This is a genomic window from Pseudomonas sp. R11-23-07 (genome assembly GCF_003852295.1).
Classification (GTDB): domain Bacteria; phylum Pseudomonadota; class Gammaproteobacteria; order Pseudomonadales; family Pseudomonadaceae; genus Aquipseudomonas.
Map to the genome: position 1 here is coordinate 1,224,795 of NZ_CP027761.1, position 23,519 is coordinate 1,248,313.

Sequence of the window (23,519 nt, forward strand, 5' to 3'; positions counted from 1 at the left end):
CATTTTATAAATATATACGTTTTATGAGGTGATCTTCATGTCAGACGCCACGTCAATGGCCGAAGCGTTCGCCACCGGTCGCAGCGACCCGGTGCAAGTGCTCGAACAAGCGCTTGCCCGCGCGAGCACGGCGCCCAGCGTGTTCATCTCGCTGTGCACCGAGCGTGCCTTGCGTGAGGCGCAAGCGTCCGCCGCGCGCTGGCGTGCCGGTCAGCCGCTGAGTGTGTTCGACGGTGTGCCCCTGGCCTGGAAGGACTTGTTTGACGTGGCCGGCAGCATCACCACCGCAGGCGCCGCTTATCGCCGCGAGGCGCCGGCCGCTTTGCTCGATGCGCCAAGCGTGGGGCTGTTGTGCCGCGCCGGGATGGTCAGCGTGGGCAAGACCAACCTCAGTGAGCTGGCGTATTCGGGCCTGGGCCTGAACCCGCATTTCGGCACGCCCCACAACCCCAACAGCAGCGACCAGCCGCGGATTCCCGGCGGTTCGTCATCCGGTTCGGCCGTGGCCGTGGCAGCCGGGATCGTGCCGATTGCCATGGGCACCGACACCGCTGGCTCGATCCGCATTCCCGCCGCCCTGAATGGCGTGGTGGGCTACCGCAGTAGCTGCCGCCGCTACAGCCGCGACGGCGTGTTTCCATTGGCCCGCAGCCTCGACAGCCTCGGCCCGCTGACCCGCAGCGTGCGCGATGCGCTGGCCATCGACGACCTGCTCCATGGCCGTGCGCAAACCCACGTTGCCCGCAGCCTGAAGGGCCAGCGTTTCGTGCTCGAGCAAGGCGCGCTGGAAGGCATTGAACCGGCGGTGCGCGATAACCTGCTGCGCGCGGTGGACCAGCTCAAGGCTGCCGGCGCGTTGATCGACCTGCGCCCCTGCGCCGCCTTCCAGGCCGCCCTCGACCTGATCCGGCAGCACGGCTGGCTTGGCGCTTTCGAAGCCTTCGCCCTGCACCAGGCCCTGCTCGACAGCCCTGACGCCGAGCAGCTCGACCCCCGCGTGCGTCGCCGCCTCGAAGCCGCGCGCGGCTTGCCAGCCAGCCAACTGATCCACCTGACCGACGCCCGCAGACGTCTGCAGAACCAACTGAGCGACGACCTCGACGGCGCTCTGCTGATCACCCCGACCGTCGCTCACGTCGCCCCGGCGCTGGCGCCGCTGGAGGCCGACGACGAATTGTTCGTCAGCACCAACCTGGCAACCCTGCGCCTGACCATGCCCGGCAGCCTGCTCGACATGCCGGGCGTCAGCCTGCCCAGCGGCCGCGATGCCCTGGGCCTGCCCACCGGGCTGCTGCTCAGCGCCCCTTGCGGCGAAGACGCGCGCTTGCTCAGGGCCGCGCTGTCGGTCGAAACCGCCCTCAACCCTAAGGAGACACACCATGGCTAAAGACATCCTCTGTGCATTTGGCGTCGACGTTGACGCCGTCGCCGGCTGGCTCGGGTCCTACGGCGGCGAAGACTCGCCGGACGACATCTCCCGCGGCCTGTTCGCCGGTGAAATCGGCGCGCCGCGCCTGCTCAAATTGTTCGAGCGCTACGGCCTGCGCACCACGTGGTTTATCCCCGGCCACTCGATGGAAACCTTCCCCGAGCAGATGAAGGCCGTGGCCGACGCCGGCCATGAAATCGGCGTGCACGGCTACAGTCACGAAAACCCCATCGCGATGACCGCCGAGCAGGAGGAAATCGTCCTCGATAAATCCATCGAACTGATCACCCAGGTCACCGGCAAGCGCCCCACCGGCTACGTCGCGCCGTGGTGGGAATTCAGCAAAGTCACCAACGAGCTGCTGCTGAAGAAAGGCATCAAGTACGACCACAGCCTGATGCACAACGACTTCCATCCCTACTACGTGCGCAAGGGCGATAGCTGGACCAAGATCGACTACAGCCAGCACCCCGACACCTGGATGAAACCCCTGGTGCGCGGCGAGGAAACCGACCTGGTGGAAATCCCGGCCAACTGGTACCTCGACGACCTGCCGCCAATGATGTTCATCAAGAAAGCCCCCAACAGCCACGGCTTCGTCAACCCGCGTCACCTGGAAGAAATGTGGCGCGACCAGTTCGACTGGGTCTACCGCGAACATGAACACGCGGTGTTCACCATGACCATCCACCCCGACGTGTCCGGCCGCCCGCAAGTGCTGCTGATGCTTGAGCGTTTGATCGAACACATCCAGAGCCATGCCGGTGTGCGCTTCGTCACCTTCGATGAAATCGCCGACGACTTTATCCGCCGTCAACCCCGCACCTGACCCCCACCCCGAGGCGCGCTCCATGTCTATCTACAACAAGCTTGACCTGACTGGCTGGAAACCCCGCCAACTGACGTCCCAGGAAGTGCGCTTCGCCACCTGGATCGCGTTCTTCGCCTGGGTGTTCGCGGTGTATGACTTCATCCTGTTCGGCACCTTGCTGCCGGAGATCGGCCGGCACTTTGGCTGGGGGGAAGTGGAGCAGGCGCAAATCGCGACCTGGGTGGCGGTGGGTACGGCGGTGGTCGCGTTCGCCATCGGTCCCGTCGTCGATAAACTGGGGCGCCGCCAGGGGATTATTCTGACCGTGGCCGGCTCCGCACTGTGCTCGGCGCTCACCGCGATTGGCGGGGCGTGGGGCAAGTCACCGCTGATCCTGATTCGCTCGCTGGGTGGCTTGGGGTATGCCGAGGAAACCGTCAATGCGACGTATCTGAGTGAGCTGTACGGCGCCTCGCAAGATCCGAAGCTGACCAAGCGTCGCGGCTTCATCTACAGCCTGGTACAAGGCGGCTGGCCGGTCGGGGCCTTGATCGCCGCGGGGTTGACCGCGCTGCTGCTGCCGATTATCGGCTGGCAGGGCTGCTTCGTCTTCGCCGCGATCCCGGCCATCGTGATCGCGATCATGGCGCGCAAGCTCAAGGAAAGCCCGCAGTTCCAGATTCACCAGCGCATCAGCCAACTGCGTAAACGCGGTGCGGTGAGCGAGGCGCAGAACGTCGCCGCGACCTACGGCGTGGATTATGACGAACACAGCAAGGCGGGCCTCAAGGCTGCATTCCGGGGCCCGGCGCGGCGCGCCACCCTGGTGATCGGCGCCGCGCTGTTGCTCAACTGGGCGGCGATCCAGGTGTTCAGCGTGCTGGGTACCTCGGTGATCGTCAGCGTGCACCACATCTCGTTCGAGAACTCGCTGATCATCCTCGTGCTGTCGAACCTGGTGGGCTATTGCGGTTACCTCAGCCACGGCTGGATGGGCGACAAGATCGGGCGGCGCAACGTGATCGGCCTGGGTTGGATGCTCGGCGGCCTGGCATTCGCCGGGATGCTGTTCGGGCCGAGCAACATGCCGATGGTGGTCGGGCTGTACAGCCTGGGCCTGTTCTTCCTGATCGGGCCGTACTCGGCAGCGCTGTTCTTCATCAGCGAAAGTTTCCCCACCAGCATCCGCGCCACCGGTGGCGCAATCATCCATGCCATGGGCCCGATTGGCGCCGTGTTGGCCGGGTTTGGCGCCACCCAGGTGTTGTCCGCCGGCAGCGACTGGCAGACGGCCGCGCTGTGGTTCGGCGCGCTGCCGTGCTTCTTGTCCGGCGCGTTGATGTTTGCCGCGCGCCATGTGCGTCCGGAAACCGTTCAGTAAGGAGTTCTCGATGAGCCGTAAAGTTGCCTTGATTACCGGTGCCGCCAGCGGCATCGGCCAAGCCCTTGCCGTGGCCTACGGGCGCAGCGGCGTGGCGGTGGTGGGCGGGTATTACCCGGCCGATCCCCATGATCCGCACAGCACGGTTGCCCTGGTGGAAGCAGCCGGTGGAGAGTGCCTGATGGTCGCGCTGGACGTGGGCGACAGCGCCTCGGTGGATGCCATGGCCGAGCAGGCGGTGCAGCACTTCGGGCGCCTCGATTACGCGGTGGCCAATGCCGGCTTGTTGCGTCGCGCGCCGTTGCTGGAAATGAGCGATGCGTTGTGGGATGAGATGCTCAATATCGACCTCACGGGGGTGATGCGCACCTTCCGCGCGGCGACCCGGCATATGACCGAAGGCGGCGCGCTGGTAGCGATTTCTTCGATTGCCGGCGGCGTGTATGGCTGGCAGGAACACAGCCATTACGCGGCGGCCAAGGCCGGGGTGCCGGGGTTGTGTCGTTCGCTGGCGGTGGAACTGGCGGCCAGGGGCATTCGCTGCAATGCGGTGATCCCGGGGTTGATCGAGACGCCGCAGTCATTGGATGCGAAGAATTCGCTGGGGCCTGAAGGGTTGGCCAAGGCTGCCAAGGCAATCCCGCTGGGTCGGGTAGGGCGGGCGGATGAAGTGGCGTCGCTGGTGCAGTTCTTGACCAGTGATGCATCGAGCTACGTGACCGGGCAAAGCATCATCATCGACGGCGGCCTGACCGTGCGCTGGCCTGACTGAACGTACTCAATCGAAAAATGTGGGAGGGGGCTTGCTCCCGATAGCGGTGGGTCAGTCACTGATGTTTTGTCTGGGCCATTGCTATCGGGAGCAAGCCCCCTCCCACAGGGGAACTGTGTTTTTTCGGGAGTTTTTGTATGAAGCAACTGACTAACCGCCGCGCCGTCATCACCGGGGCCGGCAGCGGCATCGGTGCCGCCATTGCCCAGGCTTACGCGGTCGAGGGCGCTCGCCTGGTGTTGGCCGACCGCAACGCCGCGAGCCTGGCCGAAGTCGCGATCACCTGTCGCAACCTGGGTGCCGAGGTGTTCGAGTGCCTGGCCGATGTCGGTACCGTCGAAGGCGCCCAGGCCAGCGTCGACCGGTGCGTCGAGCAGTTCGGCGGGATCGACATCCTGGTCAACAATGCCGGCATGCTGACCCAGGCGCGTTGCGTCGATCTCTCCCTCGAGATGTGGAACGACATGCTGCGGGTCGACCTCACCAGCGTGTTCATCGCCAGCCAGCGCGCCTTGCCGCATATGCTCGCGCAGCGCTGGGGGCGGATCATCAACGTTGCCTCGCAACTGGGCATCAAGGGCGGTGCCGAGCTTTGCCACTACGCCGCGGCCAAGGCCGGGGTGATCGGCTTCACCAAGTCCCTGGCCCTGGAAGTGGCCAAGGACAATGTGCTGGTCAACGCCATCGCCCCAGGCCCGATCGAAACCCCGCTGGTGGGCGGCATCAGCGACAGCTGGAAACGCGCCAAGGCCGCCGAGCTGCCTCTGGGCCGGTTCGGCCTGGCGGACGAAGTCGCGCCCACCGCCGTGCTGCTGGCCAGTACCCCGGGCGGTAACCTGTTCGTCGGCCAGACCCTCGGCCCGAACGCCGGCGATGTCATGCCATGAGCGGGGCTTAGCCATGTGCGGACTCTGCGGCCTGCTCGGCGAAGACTTGCATTGGAGCGACCCCTTGGGCGATGCACTGCCCAGGCGTCGCGAGCGCCTGCGCCGGATCGCGGCGATCAACCAGGTGCTGGCGGTGTTTCGGCTCAAGGTCGAGGATTTCCAGGGCGCGTCGTACCTGTTGCTCGGCGCGACCGGCAAGCAGGCCCTGGCCAGCGGCCTGGATCAACTCTGGCAGGCGGCCGAAACCATGCTCGGCCGCCCGCTGGATCCCCTTGACCCGCGTCTACTTGACCACCTGGAAAACACCCCACTGTAGGAGCGAGCTTGCTCGCGAAAAACGTCAACCCTAACGCGTGTTGTCTGGATGTACCTGGCGCTCTCGGGTTTTTCGCGAGCAAGCTCGCTCCTACAGGGGGCGGAGGTAAATATGAGCATTGCTCTGAATGTGATCACCGGTTTCCTCGGCAGCGGCAAAACCACCTTGCTCAAGCGCCTGTTGCAGGGCGAAAGCCTGGGCGACACCGCGCTACTGATCAATGAGTTCGGCGATGTCGGCATTGATCATCTGCTGGTGGAGGAAGTCGCACCAGACACCGTCCTGCTGCCCAGCGGCTGTGTGTGCTGCTCGATTCGCGGCGAGTTGAAAGACGCACTGCTCGGCCTGTTGCAACGCCGTGAACGCGGGGAAATCCCGGCCTTCAAACGGGTGATCCTGGAAACCACCGGCCTGGCCGACCCGGCGCCGATCCTCGCCACGCTGAACAACGACATGCAACTGCGCGGGCGTTTTCATATCGGCCTGGTGATCACCCTGGTCGATGCCAGCCATGCCGCCTTGCAGGAACGCCTGCACCCGGAGTGGCTGGCCCAGGTGGCGGCGGCCGACCGGCTGTTGCTGAGCAAGACCGACCTGGTCGACGATTGCGCCGCGCTGCGCGAGCACCTGCACGCCCTCAACGGCGGTACGTTGATCCTCGATACCCAGGCGATTCACAGCGGCGATCAACTGCTGCTCGGCGAGGGCGTGCGCGGCACCGAGCCCGCCGTCGAGGTCAGTCGCTGGCAACTGCATCAACCCGCCACCGCCAACCACGGCGCGGCGCAGGTGTGCTGCCTGACTTTCGAGCAACCGCTGGACTGGGTCGGGTTCGGGGTGTGGTTGTCGATGCTGCTAAGATGCCACGGCGAACGAATCCTTCGCGTCAAAGGACTGCTCAACGTGAACGCAAGCTCGGCCCCCATCGTCATCCATGGTGTACAGCACTGCCTGCATGCCCCGGTGCATTTGCCTGCCTGGCCTGGCACTGAGCGCCAGTCGCGCCTGGTGTTTATCCTGCGCGGCCTCGACCCCGCGCTGTTGCGCCGTTCCTTCGACGTGTTCGCGCGGCGGTTCGCGGCATGATCACACTGCGCGTGCTCGGCACCTCCGTGACCTTGCTCGAATGCCTGCGCGTGCGGGCCGAGCAGGAGCTGGGCATTCGCCTGGTGTACCAGGTGCATGATGTGGAACAAGCCCAGCGTATTGCGGTGATGCAGCCGGACAGCTACGACCTCTACGACCAGTGGTTCCACAACGTCGACTTTGTGTGGCCGGCGCGGGCGATCCAGCCGATCGACACGCGGCGCATCGCGCTGTGGCATGAGATCAACGACTTGCCCAAGCGCGGTCGACTCTCGCCCAACGACCGCCTGGGCAGTGGCAGCGTGCCGAGTGAGCGGCTGTTCGTGCAGCACGACGGCAGCCTCGGCAGCAGCGTAACCGAGCGCATCAGCATGCTGCCGCTGACCCACAACGCCGACAGTTTTGCCTATCGCCCCGAGCGTTTGCCCGAAGGTTTCTGCCACGGCAACGAAAGCTGGGGCTGGCTGCTCGACCCGGCGTGGCGCGCGCGCACCGCCCTGCAAAGCGACGCCGCCATCGGTGCCCTGGATGCCGCGCTCGCCGTGCAGGGTGCGGGGCTGGCGCAGTTCCGGGACATCGGCAACATGAGCATCGAGGAGATCGATGTGCTGGCCGAGATCCTGGTGCGCAAGCAGAAGGAGGGGCACTTTGCGGCGTTCTGGTCGGACGACGAAGAAGCCGCGCAATTGATGCTCAGCCCGAGCATCGACATCCAGAGCCTGTGGTCGCCGACCTTGATGCGCCTGCACCGTGCCGGGGTGAAATACCGGCTCGCCGTGCCGCGCGAAGGCTATCGCGCCTGGTTCGGCGGCTTGTCGTTGTCGCGCCATGCCCAGGGGCCGGTGCTGGATGCGGCCTATGCCTACCTGAACTGGTGGTTGTCCGGCTGGCCTGGGGCGGTGATGGCGCGCCAGGGTTACTACATCGGTAACCCGGCGCGTACCCGCGATCATCTGAGCAGCGCGGAGTGGGATTACTGGTACGCCGGCAAGCCTGCGCGTGAAGAGCTGTCGGGCAGCGATGGCTTGCCATTGATCGACATCGGCGAGGTGCGCGACGGCGGCTCCTATGAGCAGCGCATGGGGCACATTGCGGTGTGGAACTCGGTGATGGACGAGCACAACTACCTGGTGCGCCGTTGGGGCGATTTCATGCGCGCACGTTGCCTGTAAAACCCACGACGGCTTATCAGGCGTGCACAAAAAAGGCGGCTACCCATCAGGTAGCCGCCTTTGTTTTACCGCCGGGTTTACTTAATCCGGCAGTTTGAACGCCATCACGTAGTCACCCTGCTTGGTGCCCAGGGAACCGTGACCGCCGGCCATGACCAGCACGTATTGCTTGCCGTCCTTGCCGGTGTAGGTCATCGGGGTGGTTTGCGCGCCTGCAGGCAGGCGGCCTTCCCACAGTTGCTTGCCGTTTTTTACGTCGTAGGCACGCAGGTACTGGTCGAGGGTGCCGCTCAGGAACGCTACGCCACCTGCAGTGGTGAACGTACCGCCCAGGCTTGGCACGCCCATGGTCAGCGGGATCGGAACCGGCGAGCTGTCACGCACGGTGCCGTTCTTGTGCATCCAGATGGTTTGGTGGGTGGTCAGGTCGACCGCCGCCACGTAACCCCAGGCTGGCGCCTGGCACGGCAGGCCCAGCGGCGAGAGCAGCGCTTCGAGGATCACACCGTACGGCGCGCCTTTGTTCGGCTGTACGCCTTGGGTTTCGCTGACACGTGGGCCTTGCTTGGCGATATCGGCGGCCGGGATCAGTTTCGATTTGAACGCCATGTAGCTCGGGTTCACGAAAGCGATCTGGCGGACCGGGTCAACCGAGATGCCGCCCCAGTCGAACACGCCGAAGTTACCTGGGTAGACGATCGAGCCTTGCAGCGACGGCGGCGTGAACGGGCCGTCGTAGCGCATCGACTTGAAGTCGATCCGGCACAGCATCTGGTCGAACGGTGTCACGCCCCACATATCGCGTTCTTTCAACGGCGGCGGCATGAAGTTCAGGTCAGACTTCGGCTGGGTAGGGGAGGTGCGATCGCCGGCAACGGCGCCCTGTGGTACCGGGATTTCATTGATCGGCACTACCGGTTGGCCGGTGGCACGGTCCAGCACGTAGATGCTGCCTTGCTTGGTCGACGCCATCACCGCTTGCTTGACGCCGTCAGCGGTCTTGATGTCGATCAGCGAAGGCTGGCCGCCCACGTCCATGTCCCACAGGTCGTGGTGGGTGAACTGGAAGGTCCACTTCACGTGGCCGCTGTCGATGTCCAGGGCGGTCAGGCCGGCAGCGTATTTTTCGGAGTCATCGGTACGGTCACCGCCGTACTGGTCGGGCATCTGGTTGCCCATCGGCAGGTAGAGCATGCCGAGTTTTTCATCCACGGCGAACATGGACCACATGTTCGGCGAGTTGCGGGTGTAGGTCTTGCCCTCGGCCAACGGGGTGGTGTCGTCCGGGTTGCCGCTGTCCCAGTTCCACACCAGCTTGCCGGTGTGCACGTCGAACGCACGGATCACGCCGCTTGGCTCGTCGGTGGAGACGTTGTCGGTCACGTGACCGCCGATCACCACCAGATTTTTGGTCACGGCCGGTGGCGAGGTGGAGTAGTAACCGCCTGGGGCGAAGGTGCCGATATTGGCACGCAGGTCGACCTGGCCTTTGTCACCGAAGTCTTCGCACATCTTGCCGGTGTCGGCGTTCAGGGCGATCAGGCGGGTGTCGGCAGTCGGCACGAAGATGCGTTTCGGGCAGGCGGTCGGCGCGGCGGCCGGGCTGGCGCTGCCAGTCGGGCTCTGCTCGGAGGCGTAGGCGGCGTCATCATGATACGACACGCCACGGCAGGTCATGTGCGCCCAACCCTTGAAGTTCTCGGCACCCTGGGTGGTGATCTTCGGGTCGAAACGCCAGATTTCCTTGCCGGTGTCCGGGTCCAGGGCAATCACCTGGCTGTGCGGGGTGCACACGTACAGCATGCCGTTGACTTTCAGCGGGGTGTTTTCCGCGGTGGTTTCACCGGGATCGCCTGCGCCCGGAATGTCACCGGTACGGAAGGTCCAGGCCGGCACCAGCTTGTGCGCGTTTTCCGGCGTGATCTGGGCCAGTGGCGAGTAACGGTCGCCGAAGGCCGAGCGGCCGTACGAATTCCAGTCGCCATCGGCCTGGGCAGGTGCAGCGCTGGCCATGCCCGGCACCGCATCGCGGTCCAGTTGGCCGGTCTTGACCATTTCACCGGGGTTGGTGAATTGGCTGGCCAGGGCGGCAGCGCCCGCCAGCACCACGGCCACGCTCAGGGCGCCGGTGCCCAACGGCGCGGCTTGACCACGCAGCAACGGACGGCGAAACCATGGCAACAACATGACGATGCCCAAGGCGAACAGCAGGGCCAGGCGCGGCACCAACTGCCACCAGTCCAAGCCGACTTCCCATAGCGCCCACACCGTGCTGGCGAACAGCACCAGTGCGTACAGGCCCAGCGCAGCGCGGCGGGTGGCCAGCAGCAAAACGCCGGTCAAGGCGATGCCGATACCGGCCAGCAGGTAATACAGCGAGCCGCCGAGCATGCTCAGCTTGACCCCACCGGCCAGCAAGGCCAGCCCCATGATCAGCAGCAAGACGCCTAGCAACCTGGGCAGCAGGCGGCTTGGGCTTGAGGCACCATCAGTGCTCATAGTGTGTTTCTCCGTTACGTTGGAATTATGTAAGCCCGTGCTTCACTCACTGTAGATGACGATTCGGCGCGGGCTTGGTTCAGCGTTATTTTTGGTTTTTTCTGTGGATAACTCGGTTATCCACAGGCGGGCAATAAACCCCCAGGCGCAGGTCGATTTAAGACAGCGCTGTCTTTGCGTGAAGGGAAGATTCGGCAAATGGGGTCAGACCGGGGGGTGAAGCGTTTCAGGTTGTTGCGAAGGATAATGCGGCGGGGCGTTTAGAGAAAGGGTGAATCGCAAGATGCATCATTTCAGATTTGGTAACAGTGACTCAGTGTCGCGGCAAAACAGTGTGGGAGGGGGCTTGCTCCCGATGGCGGTGGGTCAGTCATTTAATGTGCCGACTGGCGCACCGCTATCGGGAGCAAGCCCCCTCCCACAGGGGATTTTCGGCGCGGTTTAAAAAGTGGTGCGGATGCCGACTTGCACGCTGCGCCCCGGCGCCGGCGCAATATCGCGCAGGATCGAGCTGGCGTAGCGCACGGTCTGGTTGGTCAGGTTTTCGCCATTGACGAACGCCAGCCACTGGCTGCTGCCGACGTTGAAGTGATAACCCGCGCTCGCGCCGAGGGTGGTATAGCCATCGGTGCCGCTTTCGTTACTCGGCACGCGCCCTTGGCCGGCGGCATGTTCTACGTCGATGCGCGCCTGCCAGCGATCCAGCTCCCATAGCAAACCGCTGTTCAAGCGCAGCGGCGCAATGCGCGGCAGGGCTTCGCCGGTGTCCAGGTTGGTTGCACGCGTGTAGTCGCCCGACAGCTCCAGGGCGAACTTGCCGTAGGCGCTTTCGCCAAGTTTCCAGTGATCCTGGGCTTCGAAGCCGGCGAAACGTGCGCGTACCCCGGAGTAGGTGTACTCGGGAATACCGCCTGCGTCTTCTTCACCTTCATCGTTCAACGTACGCCCCGTGCCGAGCAAACCGATGTAGTTGGAGAAGCGGCTGTAGAACACGCCAAAGCTGCCCTTGTGGATGCCATTGTCAAAGCGCAGGGCCAGGTCGCTGGACACGGCTTTTTCCTTCGACAGGTTGGCGTCGCCCAATTCATAAGTGCCGGTGGCGACGTGAGCACCATTGGCGTACAGCTCGTAGAACGTCGGGGCGCGCTCGGTGTAGCCCAGGGTGGCGGCCAACGACCAGATCGGCGTCAGGCTGTAGACCGCGCCGGACGACAGGCTGCCTGCGGTGAAGGCATTGGCCTTGTCGGCATTGGCGAAGCGCGCATTGCCCTTGGCATCCGGGTCAACGCTGGTATGTTCCAGGCGCCCGCCGAGGCTGAGGGTGAGGCGCTCGGTGGCGTGCATCTGCTCAAGAATGAACAGTGCGCCGGCGTTGGTATCGGTCTGGGGCACGAAGGCTTCTTCGCCCAGGGCCGAAAATTCGTTGCGGGTCACTTGCGCGCCGACCACGCCGTCGAATGGCCCGATGGGCTGGTGGCGGGCTTCCACGCGGGCTTCATAGCCTTTGTTCTTGAAGGTGGTGCCGGTCTCGCCCCCTTCGATCTCGCGGTGCTGGTAGTCGGTGTAGCCTGCGTCGATTTTCACCGAGGTAAACGGGCCTTGCAGGTTGCGGATTTCGGAGGCGAACGCGTAGTGCTCCTGTTGCATGCGGATGCGCACGTCCTGCTCGGCGGGCGAGCCGTAGTTGCTGTCGTAGTTGCTGTAGGACAGGCCCGCGTAGCCATCATCCCAGGTGTAGGACCCACCCACCGCGCCGCCATCCTGGCGCCCATCGCTGTTGCCCAGGCGACCGTTTTTGCCGGGGCCTGCGTCGGTTTCGGGCGCATGACGGCTGCGCGCATCACTTGGAATTTTCAGGTCGTTGAACTCCCGCGCGTTGGCGTCCAGGTGCAAGGCGAAGGTGCCGTCGCCGGCTTCCAGCTTGCCCGCGCTGCTGCGCGTGGTGTCGGCACCGCCGTAGCGCAGTTCACCGGCACCGTGGATGCCCTCGATGGCTGCGGTGGGGATGCGGTTGTCGAAGGTGTTGACCACCCCGCCGATGGCGCTGCCGCCGTATAACAAGGCCGCCGGGCCGCGCACGATTTCGATGCGCTCGACGTTGATCGGGTCCAGCGGCACGGCGTGGTCATAGGACAGTGATGACGCATCCAGCGCGCCCACGCCGTTGCGCAGCAGGCGAATACGGTCACCGTCCTGGCCACGGATGATCGGCCGGCTGGCACCGGGGCCAAAGTACGAAGACGATACGCCCGGCTGTTTGTTCAGGGTTTCGCCCAGGCTGCCTTTTTGTTGCAGGGTCAGGTCGTCGCCCTCCAGCACGGTGGTGGGCGAGGCGAGTTGCGCGCTGCCCAGGGGATTGCCAGTGATGATTTGCGATGGCAGTTCCAGGGCGTGGGCTTCGGAGCAGATCAGCAGGGCGGCGGCGAGGGGCGACAGGCGCCAGAGACAGGAGAGCGACATCGGACATTCCTTGGCAGGATCTTGATAAGTATCGTTACAATATAACATCTCTTTTTTCGCTGAAAAGGGGAACTTTTACCGACGGGCTATATTCAATGCAGTGCTTCCACCGGTACGCCCCGTCCGCTAAGGTGCGCGGCTGTGTTTTCTCTCTCGCAAAAGGCCCGGCATGACCGCGACAAGCAACGACCCACTTCACGGCGTGACCCTGCAACACGTCCTCACTACCCTGGTGGAACACTACGAATGGGCAGGCCTGGCCGAACGCATTGATATCCGCTGCTTCAAGAGCGATCCCAGCATCAAGTCGAGCCTGACCTTCCTGCGCAAGACCCCATGGGCGCGGGAAAAAGTTGAAGGCTTGTACGTCAAGCTGATGCGCACCAAACGCCCGCTGGACTGAGCCCGTGAAGCGTTTTGTGACAGCGGCCGCGTTGGCCGGTTGGGTGGGGCTGGCGATTCAGCAATACCTGATTCTGTATTCGCGCTGGTCCAGCGGTGCCAGCTTGCTGGGCGGATTGATCAGTTTCTTCAGTTTTTTCACGGTACTGACCAATACCTTGGTCGTCGTGGTGCTGAGCTATTGGCTGGTCAAGCGCGAATCGGCCGGCAAGCGGTTTTTCCTCGCGCCGGGTATCAGCAGTGGTATTGCCGCGAGCATTGTCGTGGTAAGCCTGGCCTACAACCTGTTGCTGCGGCACTTATGGAGCCCCGAGGGCTTTCAATTCATTGCCGATGAATTGCTGCACGACGTGATGCCGGTGCTGTTTCTGATCTTTTGGTGGCGGTGCGTGCCCAAGGGCACCTTGCGCCTCAAGCACATTGCCGGGTGGGTGGTTTACCCCCTGGTGTACTTCGCCTATGTGCTGTTGCGCGGGCATTTGCTGGGGCAGTATCAATACCCGTTCATGGATGTGGGCAGCCTGGGTTACCCGCAGGTGTTCTTGAATGCCGGGGGGATTTTGCTGGGGTTTATCGTCATTGCGTTGGCGGTAGTGGGGCTGGATAACCGCCTGAAAAGGTGACCCACGATCTAAAGTGGGCACAGTCAGTGTGGGAGGGGGCTTGCTCCCGATGGCGGTGTGTCAGAACAAATTTATTTACTGATCCACCGCCATCGGGAGCAAGCCCCCTCCCACAGTTTTGACCGAGTTCAGGGTTAATCTTCTTCGCTGCCTTCCGCACGCCAGTAGCCCGCCGCCTTCAAGAACTCCTCATTGACCTTGTGCGTATCCAGCAACACCCGCCGCACCTGGCGCGACAGCTTGGTTTCGGTCGCGACAAAGCTGTACAACTTTCCGCCGGGCAACGTCAGGTTGCGCACGACCTCAAGCAGGTCTGCCTCGCCGCGCACCACCCAGATAATCTCGACATCCGCCGCGCTCTCCAGCACTTGCTGCTCTGCGGCATCGGCAATTTCGATCACCGCCAGCACCTTGCGCCCGGCGGGCAGTTCTTCCAGGCGCCGGCCGATGGCGGGCAGGGCGGTTTCATCGCCGATCAGCAGGTAGCTGTCGAAGATATCCGGCACGATCATCGAACCTCGTGGCCCACCGATATACAGGTGCTGGCCGACTTGCGCCTGCTCGGCCCAGGTGGACGCTGGGCCATCGCCGTGCAGCACGAAGTCGATATCCAGTTCGCCAATGCTCAGGTCGTAACGCCGTGGCGTGTAATCGCGCATCGCCGGTTGTGGGCCGTCGCCCTTGATGGTGAACGTCGGGCTTTCCAGGGCCGCTTGTTCGGCGGCGTTCTGCGGGAACAGCAGCTTGATGTGATCATCGCTGCCCAGGCTGACAAAGCCCGCCAGTTCCGGGCCGCCCAACGTAATGCGGCGCATGCGCGGGGTGATGTCCACCACCCGCAGTACCTGCAGGCGGCGGCGTTTGACTTCGTGGGTCACGCGATGAATGGCTTGTGTGTTCATTGGTCTTTCCCGTCGGCAATGGCTTGCGCGGTGCGGTTGAGCAGCGCCGCGACACGCGTGATTTCGTCCGGGCTCCAGCGCCCGTGGTGCGAATGCAAGGCATGGCGCAGGTTGTGCACCGCCTCGTGGATTTCCGGTGGCCGGTCGTGGCCGCGCAGCGAGCGTTTGCTTACGTCCATGCGCATGCGAATGCCTTCGAGGGCAACCGCCTGTTCGCTCAATAACAGACGACCGGCATCGGTGATTGTGTAGCGTTTTTTTCCGCCCTCGGCGTCGCCCGTGATCAATTCGCTTTCTTCGAGAAAGGTCAGCGTGGGGTAGATCACCCCGGGGCTGGGGCTGTAGGCGCCGTCGAACAGGGTTTCGATCCGGCGGATCAGGTCGTAGCCGTGGCAGGGCATTTCGGCGATCAGCGCCGGTAGCAGCAATTTCAGATCACCCGGCGCAAAGACGCGCGGGCCACGCTCGGCCCGTTCGCGGCTGGAGCGTTTGTCAAAGATGTCGCGGCCGCTACCGGTTGCGCGGTGCGAGTGAGGGTCTTTCATTGTCGTGCTCTCTGAAAAATCAAGATACAACTTAAGATATATCTTATCCTGCGTAAAGGCCTTCTCCGATGAGCGGTTCGGCGGCCGCCAAAGGCGATGACGGACTGGTAACGACTAACATACCGAGTTATTAAAAAACTAAGCCAGGATTAAAAGATTGAGTTAATACTCTAATTAGATGTTTAATTAAGCCTCGTTATATCGCCATGTAATACGTTTCTGACAGTCCGGGTTTTTAGCGCGCGAAAGTCATGAGTTTATAGTGTCTTTGTAGGACATGTATTACAGGTGCTGATGGCATTATTTGGCTTTTTTGTTTTTGTCTCACTGGCCATATGGCCTATGGCTACATGCTTTAGAGAAGGCTCTGGCTTACTTTGATTTTAATTCGGTGGAAGATATGCCTGCGTCCTAAGACACAGTCGGATCTTGCAAAGCTGTGCTCTTTAAATGCGTGAGAAAGTTGCAAGCTGATCGGGCTTTCAACTCAATTAAAGCGATATACAGGTACCTAATAATGCTTAAGAAAACTGCTTTCGTACTGCCACTGGTTATGTTGGCCTTCGGTTCTTCCAGCGTCTTTGCCGCCGGTGAAGCCACCAGCGTCATCAACATCAAGGCAACCATTCCTACCAAACAGTTCCATGCACAACCGCTCAACCCGGACTTCGGTCGCGATGAGACCATGACCTACAACACTGTGACCGGTAACCTGAGCAGCCTGCGCGAAACCTACGCGGTAAAAAATACCGACGGTTCGGTCAAGGCTTACATCGAAGGCGGTCCAGCTTCCCTGAGCAACGGCACTGCGTCCATTGCCCTGACCACTTCCTTCAACGGCGTCACCCTGACCGGCTCGCCGCTGGAAGTTGTCGATGATGCCAGTTCCACTCCAGGTACCCAGGCTGACCTGGTTATTGTTCCAGCCAAACCTGCCGACACGGATGCGGGTCTCTTCACCACCAACTTCACCGTGGTCTTCGACCACGAGCCTCGCGTCACCCTGTGAGCGCAATAAGTTGACCCGTAAGCGTCGTTTTATTGGGTAGCGATTACCGATCAACAGGCAGTGTCCCTGTCGGTTGATCGGCCTTTATTGTGTTGAAAATCCGTATTCAGAGTATTCCGTTCATGTTCCCGATGACTCCCATCGCGGCAGCGCTTGCCCTGTTGTTTTGTGCGGGTGCGTTAGCTGCTCCAGTGGCCGATGGCACAACACCGCGCAGTTTGCTGGCTCAGGCCAAGGGTTTGCCGGCGGACTTTGAAGAGCACTTTTTCGATGTGCCCCTGGCGGTTCGAGTTGAGCGTGACCAAGAGTTCGTAGGGGAGGCAATGATTGTCTTGTCTCGTGAAGACACCCTGACCCTTCTTTCGTTTAACGACCATGAAGGAAGCCCGGTCAAGGACGATGAACGTGAGCGCTGGGCCGAGTACCTCAAGCAGCAAGTGCCACTGGGCGCCTGCGAGAGTAACTGCCCCGACCAGTTGCTGGCCGTGCACTACAACCTGGAAAAATCCCTGGTCTCACTGCTGACCGAGAACGCCGAGCGCGACACCGAAAGCCGGCGTTACCACGAGCTTCCCCACGAGGGCAGCGCAGGCCTGATTGTGCGTAACCAACTGAACCTTAACGGCGGCCAGGGCCAGGACACGGGCGGGCGTTTTGGGATTGACGCCAGCAGCAGCCTGGGCAATTGGAGCCAGGTGTTGAACGCGCAGTTTTCGCGCCTCGGCGGCCCCGATAACGACGCCCTCAACCATGCGGTGTACTCGCTCTACACCCAGCGCGAACTGGAAGGCCAGTTCCTGCGCCTGGGCTATTTCACGCCCAATGCCGAAGGTCTCACCCGGCAATTGCGCACCTTCGGCGCCAGCCCCGACACCGCCATCGGCGTGATGTACGGCAGCTCCGACACCTTGATGATCAACAACCCCAAGGCCAGCATCTATCCGATTGCCATTACCGCCAACCGCCAGGGTTCGGTGGAGATTTATCGCAATGGCCTGTTGATCAACACCCAGCCCGTCACCAGTGGCCTGCAGAACCTGGACACACGTCCGTTGCCCGGCGGGATCTATGAGGTCGAAGTGCGCCTGATAGAAGACGGCCAGGTCACTAACACCACCCAGGAATTGGTCTACAAGCCCAGCAACTGGCGTAACAACGATGACCGCTGGCGCTATAACGTATTTGCCGGCCAGGAAAGCAAGTTGCTCAGCAACTGGGATGAACAGTCCAGTGGCGACACGACCGCTGGCGTTTCCCTCAACTACCTGGCCCACCCGCGCGTGGTGTTGGGCGTTTCGGGGCGCCAGGTTAAAGACCGCATGCAATACGGCACCTCCATCGACTGGACGCTGGCCAGCTCCGCCAGCGTGTACGCCAACGTCTACCAGACCGACAACTACGGCACCGGTGTCGACCTCAACGGGCTCTATAACTATGGCGCCGGTACGGTGGTGTTTAACCATACCCGCAGCTGGCTGGACACCCGCAACACCTACGAATACCTGCCCGATGGCACGCGCATTCGCCAGGTGAATGTGTTTGTCGGCCAGACCAGTAACTCCTCGATTTCCCTGAATCACCGGCTCAGTAACTTGCGTTCGGTGAGTGCCAGACTGTCCCACACCGAAGGTAACGTAGAAGGCGTTGGCCTGGACCTGGGCTGGAGCGAGCGCACCCATCTGTTTGGCAGCGACGCCAACTGGCGCTTGTCCTTGTATGACCGGCCGGGCAGTGCCAGCACTGGCGACAAGCGTAATCGCGGCGTCGATCTGAGTGTCAGCCTGGCCCTTGGCGGCCCGGGTGAACAGTGGTCCGCCAGCCTCGGGACGCGCACCGCCCGGGACGGCTCACGCGATAACAACGCCTCTGTGACCTATCGCAAAGACCTGCAAGATCACCTGCTGCAAAGCGTCTCGGCCACGGCAATTACCGACACCTACGGCATCGGCATGTCGGGCATGGCCAGCTTTGAAACCGACGCCCTGCAGGGCGATGCGTTTGTGCAGCAATCGTCGTTCAACAATGAGCTGAGCGGTGGCTTGAACCTGGAGAGCACCCTCGCCCTCGGCCGCCAGAAGATGGTCCTCACCAGCCAGTATTCCGGTACCGGCGCGGGAATGATTGTCGACGTCGAGACCGATATCGACGACATCGCCCTGCGCGCCGATGACTTCAGTGGCGGCAGCACCCCGTTGCGGATTGGGCGCAATTTTATCCCGATCACGGCCTACAAGGGTGGCGCGGTGACGTTTGACTTCGAGGGTAACCACGCGCCTTCGGCCTCGATCCAGCCGCACCGTGTCAGTTACCACCTGAACAAGGGCGGGGTGGAATACCTCAAGGTCAACGTGATGCAAACCGTGACCGTCCTCGGGCGCCTGGTCGACCCGCAGGGCAAACCGCTCAAGGGCCATCACGTCATCAACCACGCCACCCGTGGGGTGAGTGAAGTGGATGGTTTCTTCTCCCTGGAGATGAACGCCAGCTCGCCGACCCTGGAGGTGCGCCACAACAATCAGTTGCTGTGCCAGTTCCGTCTTGATCCGTCCAAAGCGCCCAGCGAAAACAATGTGCTGATGATTGGTGATCTGCGCTGCACGCCGGACACCTTGGCCGATTCCACCCTTAACGCTCAGACCGCTGGTTGAATGTCATGACGAGACCATCCCTCAGCATGAAAACCATGAGCGCACTGTTTAGTCAGGTTGTGGCCGTGGCAGCGGCCCTGTTGTTCAGCTCGTCGGCGTCAGGCGTTACTGAAGAGATCACGGCAGTGTTCCGTCCGGATCCCGGCAACCCGATGGTGAACCAGTTTGAGAACACCACGCCGCCTGGAGGGTATTGCCGTGATCACCCGACGTATTGTCAAAATGGGGTGTTCAGCATCAATTTTCCGATCAACTTCAACGCCGTCGTTCCGATTCAGCCTTTGGACCAGATACGTAACGGGCCGATGTTCCAAGTCCCTTCTTCGTTAACGGCAGTGACTGTCCGACACCGGGAAAAGGGGCATACAGAGCAGGTTCTGTTGCGGGTCAGCGGTATAGGCGGAGCCCATGAGCAGACGCAGCCACTGCATGAGGGTACATGGGAGGGGGGCAACTGGGTCAATGCTCCATCCCCGTGTCAATATGGCGGCGTAGGGTATGGCAACGCTTACTATTACGGGTTTTTCTGGCGGGTACCTCCAGGCGCTGGTGTTTGCTTCAAGCGCCCTACGCACATCCTCCCTGATTTCAAATACTCGAACTTGAGTATTTCCTATGAACTGATCACACCGAACCCTCTGGGTATGTTATCGGGCACTTATGAGGGGACTCATAGTTTTCTGATCGGCCCTGGCCAGGACTTCGACATGGGTGACGTCATGTTGCCCGACGACAACGTATTAACGCTCAACTTCGTTCTGGACGTGGAGCACGCCCTTAAGGTCGAGCTTCCTGCGGGCGGTAATCGTATTGAGTTGGTCCCTCAGGGCGGCTGGCAAACCTGGTTGAACCAGGGCCGCAAACCCGCGCGGTTGTTCCGCGATCAGACTTTCAACATCTACGTGTCGTCGCGTTTCAAGATGCAGTTGGAGTGCGAGCGTGTAATCGGCGACACCTGCGCCTTGAAAAACGGTGACGGCCACAAGGTCCCCCTGGATATCAGCGTAAGCCTTCCCCACGGCCTGACTCGTCCCGATGGCTCCAGCGTTGATCGTCAACCTTTGTTCTTGAGCGGTGCTGGTACCGAGGAGTTCCAGCCAGGGTTCTACGTCAATCACCGCCCGGGAACGCTGCATTTTGAGGTCAAGAAAGAACATGCCGACACGATGGTGGCGCAGGGAGGCACCACCTATTCGGGGCAGGTGACGGTCGTTTGGGATTCGGAGCTTTGAGGTATATGTCCATGAAACATCTATTCGCGCTGTGCGCGCTCTGCTGGCTGCCGCTGTCACAGGCCGCGCCGAATATCAATGTCGGGGTGTTCTACGACTACCTCGACGGCGATAAATCCACCTACCTCAAGCGCGTGTTCAATGGCGGCGACAGCACGGCGTTTATCAAGGTCGCGGTGATGGAAATTGTCTACAACGCTGACGGCACGTCTGAGGAAGTGGAGCTTAAGAGCAACGCCGACAACACCGCCCGCGACGGTCTGATGGCCACCCCGGCGCGCATGATCGTACCGGCCAATGGCATGCAGAGCACACGCTTGCTGTACCTGGGCGAGCGCGAAAGCGAACGCTATTTTCGCCTGCGCTTCGTGCCGGTAATGCCCGAAAAAGACGATGAGTTTGGCGTCTCCAGCGACGATCGCGAGGCCTACAAAAACAGCCTGTCGGCAGGCGTCACGGTGTTGGCGGGATTCGGCACGGTGTTTTTCGTGCGCCCCAAAACCACTCGGTTTGACACGCGCACCGAAGAGCGTGAGGGCGAGTACGGGTTGCGCAACGCGGGCAACAGCGTAGTAGTAGTCGATGAGTTCAAGGACTGCTCCACCGCTGAACCCCAGGACTGCCAGCCCACCACCAAGAGCCACATCCTGCCCGGTCGCGATTTCAGCTTTACCAAGCAGGCCGGTCGTACCTACCGCTTTACCTTGATCGAGGGCGGCGAGAAAAACACACATGAGGTCAAAGGCTGATGGTCATTGAGAGAGCCCATGCGGGCAAATTCCGCAAAGTCCTGGGGATGTTGCTGCTGGTGATCGGGGTGTTGCTCAGTGCCCAGGCCTTGGCCATTCGCGAAGTGCAGGTCTTCGACGTGTCGGTGACCATTCCCACCCGCGACTTTTATGTGCTGCCGATCCACCCCGGATTCCTGGAGCGTGAGCAGGAAATGGCCTGGCAACTGGTGCCGGGCACCCTTAAACCGCTACGTGAACACTTCGATGTGAAGAACAGCGGCGGCGGCATTGCGGCGCGCCTGAACCAGGCGCCCGTCCTGTCCAACGGCCCTCGTTCTATTGCGTTGAACGTCACCTTCAACGGCCAGGTGTTGAGCCTGGACGAAACCCTGGTGGTGCCGGAAGCCGAAGCCCGTGCCGGTAAACGGGTGTTGTTGGAGATTGCCGCGGTAGAGCCTGAGGGCGGTTATACGCCGGGTGAATACTTTGGCAGCGTACATCTGCTGTTTGATGCGGTGAGGCCGTGATGTCGAGCGATTTAGCGAGGTGCTTATGAAATATCTATCTGCTGTATTGGTGTGCTGCCTGTGGTCCGTCAATGTCCAGGCCGGGCCGGCCATTCATGTCGGGGATTTTTACGACTACTTGAGTGGCGATAAAAACAACTACCTCAAGCGCATATTCAATGGCGGCACCAGTACCGCCTTCGTCAAGATCAACGTGACCGAGATGCTCTACAAGCCTGACGGCACGTATGACGAAGTCCCGATCAAGAACCAGTCGGACGCTCTGATCGCCAGCCCGGCGCGCCTGATCGTGCCGGCCACCGGCATGCAGAACACGCGTTTTGTGTTTATGGGCGAACGTGACCGCGAGCGTTACTTCCGGGTGCGCTACCTGCCCGTAGCGCCGGAGAAAGACGACGAGTTCCTGGCCACGGAAGAGGAGCGCAAGGCTTATGAGGACAAGATCGCGGGCGGCGTGCGGGTGATGGCCGGCTACGGCACGGTATTTTTCGTGCGGCCCAAGGACAGCCGTTATGACACTCGGATCGAAAACGGTGGCCGCAACTACACCTTGCGCAACGCCGGCAACACGGTGGTGGTGGTGGATGAGTTCAAGGACTGTTCGGCCAGCAATCGAACCGATTGTGCACCCACTACCAAAAACCACATCTTCCCGGGGCGGGTGTTCAGTTTCGAGAAACAGGCCGGGCGCGTGTACCGCTTTCATGTGGTGGAAGGCGGGACTGACAGGATTGTGGAAGTAAAGGGCTGAATCGTCGCGGCCCAGTACCTGTACGTGTCGGCCTCGGTCAGGTGAATAACAAAGTAGGTAACGTCATGCCCATACGCAAAAAACTATCCGTCGCGCTGATGCTGGCAGCCAGTGTATTTTCGTGGCCTGCACAGGCTGCGGATCAGGAGATCCGGGCGACGTTCGTTCCCGATCCATCCAACCCGATGGTCAACCAGTTTGAGAATAAAACGCCCCAGGCGGGCGTCTGCGCTCAGTGGATGGCGGCCCGTTGCAAGCAACTGGGTATTTTCAGTCTCAGGCTTCCACAGCTTGCGTTCGTTACGGGAACGGGGATTGAAGCGAACCATGAAGACCCGAGACAAGGCTTCATGCTCACAGTGCCTTCCAGTTGGCGGGATGTGGAGGTGGTCCACGGGTCCGGCGACACAGAAATCGTGCAGATGCGCATTGCCGGTGTCGGTGGCGGCTGGAATATGTCCTATCCGCCGGGGGTGAGTGCCTGGGCGCGCCCAGGGGTGCCCTGGCAGTCGGCGTGGCAGTCCGCCCCGGCTCCCTGCGTGAGTACCAACTTTCTCGTGGCGGCTCTCGCCTATGCCCAGTTTTTCTGGCTGACGCCCGAGGGCGCAGGGGCATGTGCAAGGACGCCGTCGGTGACGATTCCTCACTTCCGCTGGAGCGGGCTCGACTATGCGTATGAACTGCGTACCCCCAACCCGTTGACCATGCAGACCGGTGAGTACCGTGGCGCGTTGTCTTACACCATTGGCAGGGGCATGGACTTTGATATGGGGGATGAACTGAGCCCCAATATCGACAGGGTGACGCTCAATTTTGTCCTGAGTGTGGTACATGCCCTCAAGGTCGATATCCCTCCGGGGGGTAACCGCATCGAGTTGGTCCCCCAGGGGGGGTGGCAAAACTGGCTCAATCATGGACGTACGCCGTCGCGGCTGTTCCGCGATCAAACCTTTGTGATCGCCGCCAGTTCGCGTTTCAAGATGCAACTTGAATGCTCCGTTATTGCAGGCAATACCTGTGGTTTGCGCAATAACAATGGCGATGAGGTACCCGTGCAGGTTGCCGTCAGCCTGCCCTATGGCTTGGCCGGTCAGGACGATCAGGCGGTCAGCCGTCGCCCCTTGCGCCTCGACGGCATCGGTACCGAGCTGTTCCATCCGCGCTATTACGTCAATGATCGGCCAGGCACCCTGCACTTTGAGGTGACCAGGGATGACGTGGCCGAAATGCTCAAGCGGCCGGGCAGTACCTATTCGGGCATGGTCACGGTGATCTGGGACTCCGAGGTGTAATGCTCTGCGGGTGAAACAGTGACCGGCAGTGGCTTGTGACGCGT

At 61.7% G+C, this 23,519-nt stretch carries 21 protein-coding genes; 17 read left to right on the top strand and 4 right to left on the bottom strand.

The window, feature by feature from the left end; all coding sequences use genetic code 11:
• Positions 1-37: 37 nt before the first annotated feature.
• The 8 genes from C4J84_RS05405 to C4J84_RS05440 all read left to right on the top strand — a co-directional run bounded on the left by C4J84_RS05405 (position 38) and on the right by C4J84_RS05440 (position 7,854).
• Positions 38-1,387: an amidase gene (locus tag C4J84_RS05405; protein WP_124369764.1), complete on the top strand. Its 1,350-nt coding sequence runs from the start codon at positions 38-40 to the stop codon at positions 1,385-1,387.
• A complete protein-coding gene (locus C4J84_RS05410; RefSeq protein ID WP_003234086.1) occupies positions 1,380-2,258 on the top strand; it encodes a polysaccharide deacetylase in 879 nt (292 codons plus the stop codon). The genes C4J84_RS05405 and C4J84_RS05410 overlap by 8 nt, the downstream gene beginning before the upstream one ends.
• 22 nt (positions 2,259-2,280) lie before the next feature.
• Positions 2,281-3,621 (top strand): MFS transporter, encoded by a 1,341-nt coding sequence (locus C4J84_RS05415; protein ID WP_124435031.1) that lies wholly within the window; start codon positions 2,281-2,283, stop codon positions 3,619-3,621.
• A 10-nt stretch (positions 3,622-3,631) separates the two neighbouring features.
• Positions 3,632-4,393 (top strand): SDR family NAD(P)-dependent oxidoreductase, encoded by a 762-nt coding sequence (locus C4J84_RS05420; protein ID WP_124435032.1) that lies wholly within the window; start codon positions 3,632-3,634, stop codon positions 4,391-4,393.
• 137 nt (positions 4,394-4,530) lie between these two features.
• Positions 4,531-5,280, top strand: a complete 750-nt coding sequence (locus C4J84_RS05425; protein WP_124435033.1) for an SDR family NAD(P)-dependent oxidoreductase — start codon at positions 4,531-4,533, stop codon at positions 5,278-5,280.
• Positions 5,281-5,293: 13 nt separating this feature from the next.
• Entirely contained in the window at positions 5,294-5,596 is a 303-nt protein-coding gene (locus C4J84_RS05430; protein ID WP_124361460.1) for a hypothetical protein, read from the top strand.
• Between the two features lie 111 nt (positions 5,597-5,707).
• Positions 5,708-6,682 (top strand): GTP-binding protein, encoded by a 975-nt coding sequence (locus C4J84_RS05435; RefSeq protein WP_124369768.1) that lies wholly within the window; start codon positions 5,708-5,710, stop codon positions 6,680-6,682.
• Complete coding sequence (locus C4J84_RS05440; protein WP_124369769.1) at positions 6,679-7,854, top strand: PotD/PotF family extracellular solute-binding protein; 1,176 nt, start codon at positions 6,679-6,681, stop codon at positions 7,852-7,854. Before C4J84_RS05435 ends, C4J84_RS05440 begins: the two co-directional genes overlap by 4 nt.
• 81 nt (positions 7,855-7,935) lie before the next feature.
• On the opposite strand, the gene C4J84_RS05445 is transcribed toward C4J84_RS05440, so the two are convergent.
• Both C4J84_RS05445 and C4J84_RS05455 read right to left on the bottom strand, forming a co-directional pair.
• Entirely contained in the window at positions 7,936-10,353 is a 2,418-nt protein-coding gene (locus C4J84_RS05445) for a glucose/quinate/shikimate family membrane-bound PQQ-dependent dehydrogenase (RefSeq protein ID WP_124369770.1), read from the bottom strand.
• Between the two features lie 441 nt (positions 10,354-10,794).
• Complete coding sequence (locus tag C4J84_RS05455) at positions 10,795-12,813, bottom strand: TonB-dependent receptor (RefSeq protein WP_124369772.1); 2,019 nt, start codon at positions 12,811-12,813, stop codon at positions 10,795-10,797.
• A 169-nt stretch (positions 12,814-12,982) separates the two neighbouring features.
• On the opposite strand from C4J84_RS05455, the gene C4J84_RS05460 reads away from it, so the two are divergent.
• Both C4J84_RS05460 and C4J84_RS05465 read left to right on the top strand, forming a co-directional pair.
• A complete protein-coding gene (locus tag C4J84_RS05460; protein ID WP_024073644.1) occupies positions 12,983-13,216 on the top strand; it encodes a VF530 family DNA-binding protein in 234 nt (77 codons plus the stop codon).
• Between the two features lie 4 nt (positions 13,217-13,220).
• On the top strand, positions 13,221-13,838 hold the full coding sequence (locus C4J84_RS05465) for a Pr6Pr family membrane protein (protein ID WP_124369773.1): 618 nt from the start codon (positions 13,221-13,223) through the stop codon (positions 13,836-13,838).
• A 134-nt stretch (positions 13,839-13,972) separates the two neighbouring features.
• Here C4J84_RS05465 and C4J84_RS05470 read toward each other — a convergent pair whose 3' ends face one another.
• Positions 13,973-14,740: a siderophore-interacting protein gene (locus C4J84_RS05470; protein ID WP_124369774.1), complete on the bottom strand. Its 768-nt coding sequence runs from the start codon at positions 14,738-14,740 to the stop codon at positions 13,973-13,975.
• A complete protein-coding gene (locus C4J84_RS05475) occupies positions 14,737-15,285 on the bottom strand; it encodes a PadR family transcriptional regulator (protein ID WP_124369775.1) in 549 nt (182 codons plus the stop codon). The genes C4J84_RS05470 and C4J84_RS05475 overlap by 4 nt, the downstream gene beginning before the upstream one ends.
• 517 nt (positions 15,286-15,802) lie before the next feature.
• Here C4J84_RS05475 and C4J84_RS05480 point away from each other — a divergent pair.
• From C4J84_RS05480 to C4J84_RS05510, 7 genes are all read left to right on the top strand, one after another.
• Complete coding sequence (locus tag C4J84_RS05480; RefSeq protein ID WP_124369776.1) at positions 15,803-16,294, top strand: CS1 type fimbrial major subunit; 492 nt, start codon at positions 15,803-15,805, stop codon at positions 16,292-16,294.
• 122 nt (positions 16,295-16,416) lie between these two features.
• A complete protein-coding gene (locus C4J84_RS05485) occupies positions 16,417-18,942 on the top strand; it encodes a CS1-pili formation C-terminal domain-containing protein (RefSeq protein ID WP_124369777.1) in 2,526 nt (841 codons plus the stop codon).
• A gap of 35 nt (positions 18,943-18,977) precedes the next feature.
• Entirely contained in the window at positions 18,978-20,174 is a 1,197-nt protein-coding gene (locus tag C4J84_RS05490) for a hypothetical protein (protein ID WP_124435034.1), read from the top strand.
• 11 nt (positions 20,175-20,185) lie between these two features.
• Entirely contained in the window at positions 20,186-20,923 is a 738-nt protein-coding gene (locus C4J84_RS05495) for a molecular chaperone (RefSeq protein ID WP_124365973.1), read from the top strand.
• Positions 20,923-21,432: a CS1 type fimbrial major subunit gene (locus C4J84_RS05500; RefSeq protein WP_124435035.1), complete on the top strand. Its 510-nt coding sequence runs from the start codon at positions 20,923-20,925 to the stop codon at positions 21,430-21,432. The genes C4J84_RS05495 and C4J84_RS05500 overlap by 1 nt, the downstream gene beginning before the upstream one ends.
• A gap of 25 nt (positions 21,433-21,457) precedes the next feature.
• A complete protein-coding gene (locus tag C4J84_RS05505; protein ID WP_124403208.1) occupies positions 21,458-22,183 on the top strand; it encodes a molecular chaperone in 726 nt (241 codons plus the stop codon).
• A 65-nt stretch (positions 22,184-22,248) separates the two neighbouring features.
• Positions 22,249-23,475 (top strand): hypothetical protein, encoded by a 1,227-nt coding sequence (locus C4J84_RS05510; RefSeq protein ID WP_256681384.1) that lies wholly within the window; start codon positions 22,249-22,251, stop codon positions 23,473-23,475.
• Positions 23,476-23,519: the final 44 nt, after the last annotated feature.

Coding starts and splice junctions, on each gene's coding strand:
- C4J84_RS05480 (WP_124369776.1), top strand. CDS start 15,803: ATGCTTAAGAAAACTGCTTTCGTACTGCCACTGGTTATGTTGGCCTTC.
- C4J84_RS05505 (WP_124403208.1), top strand. CDS start 21,458: ATGAAATATCTATCTGCTGTATTGGTGTGCTGCCTGTGGTCCGTCAAT.
- C4J84_RS05440 (WP_124369769.1), top strand. CDS start 6,679: ATGATCACACTGCGCGTGCTCGGCACCTCCGTGACCTTGCTCGAATGC.
- C4J84_RS05410 (WP_003234086.1), top strand. CDS start 1,380: ATGGCTAAAGACATCCTCTGTGCATTTGGCGTCGACGTTGACGCCGTC.
- C4J84_RS05510 (WP_256681384.1), top strand. CDS start 22,249: ATGCCCATACGCAAAAAACTATCCGTCGCGCTGATGCTGGCAGCCAGT.
- C4J84_RS05490 (WP_124435034.1), top strand. CDS start 18,978: ATGAGCGCACTGTTTAGTCAGGTTGTGGCCGTGGCAGCGGCCCTGTTG.
- C4J84_RS05420 (WP_124435032.1), top strand. CDS start 3,632: ATGAGCCGTAAAGTTGCCTTGATTACCGGTGCCGCCAGCGGCATCGGC.
- C4J84_RS05445 (WP_124369770.1), bottom strand. CDS start 10,353: ATGAGCACTGATGGTGCCTCAAGCCCAAGCCGCCTGCTGCCCAGGTTG.
- C4J84_RS05425 (WP_124435033.1), top strand. CDS start 4,531: ATGAAGCAACTGACTAACCGCCGCGCCGTCATCACCGGGGCCGGCAGC.
- C4J84_RS05475 (WP_124369775.1), bottom strand. CDS start 15,285: ATGAAAGACCCTCACTCGCACCGCGCAACCGGTAGCGGCCGCGACATC.
- C4J84_RS05460 (WP_024073644.1), top strand. CDS start 12,983: ATGACCGCGACAAGCAACGACCCACTTCACGGCGTGACCCTGCAACAC.
- C4J84_RS05470 (WP_124369774.1), bottom strand. CDS start 14,740: ATGAACACACAAGCCATTCATCGCGTGACCCACGAAGTCAAACGCCGC.
- C4J84_RS05500 (WP_124435035.1), top strand. CDS start 20,923: ATGGTCATTGAGAGAGCCCATGCGGGCAAATTCCGCAAAGTCCTGGGG.
- C4J84_RS05430 (WP_124361460.1), top strand. CDS start 5,294: ATGTGCGGACTCTGCGGCCTGCTCGGCGAAGACTTGCATTGGAGCGAC.
- C4J84_RS05485 (WP_124369777.1), top strand. CDS start 16,417: ATGTTCCCGATGACTCCCATCGCGGCAGCGCTTGCCCTGTTGTTTTGT.
- C4J84_RS05435 (WP_124369768.1), top strand. CDS start 5,708: ATGAGCATTGCTCTGAATGTGATCACCGGTTTCCTCGGCAGCGGCAAA.
- C4J84_RS05455 (WP_124369772.1), bottom strand. CDS start 12,813: ATGTCGCTCTCCTGTCTCTGGCGCCTGTCGCCCCTCGCCGCCGCCCTG.
- C4J84_RS05495 (WP_124365973.1), top strand. CDS start 20,186: ATGAAACATCTATTCGCGCTGTGCGCGCTCTGCTGGCTGCCGCTGTCA.
- C4J84_RS05405 (WP_124369764.1), top strand. CDS start 38: ATGTCAGACGCCACGTCAATGGCCGAAGCGTTCGCCACCGGTCGCAGC.
- C4J84_RS05415 (WP_124435031.1), top strand. CDS start 2,281: ATGTCTATCTACAACAAGCTTGACCTGACTGGCTGGAAACCCCGCCAA.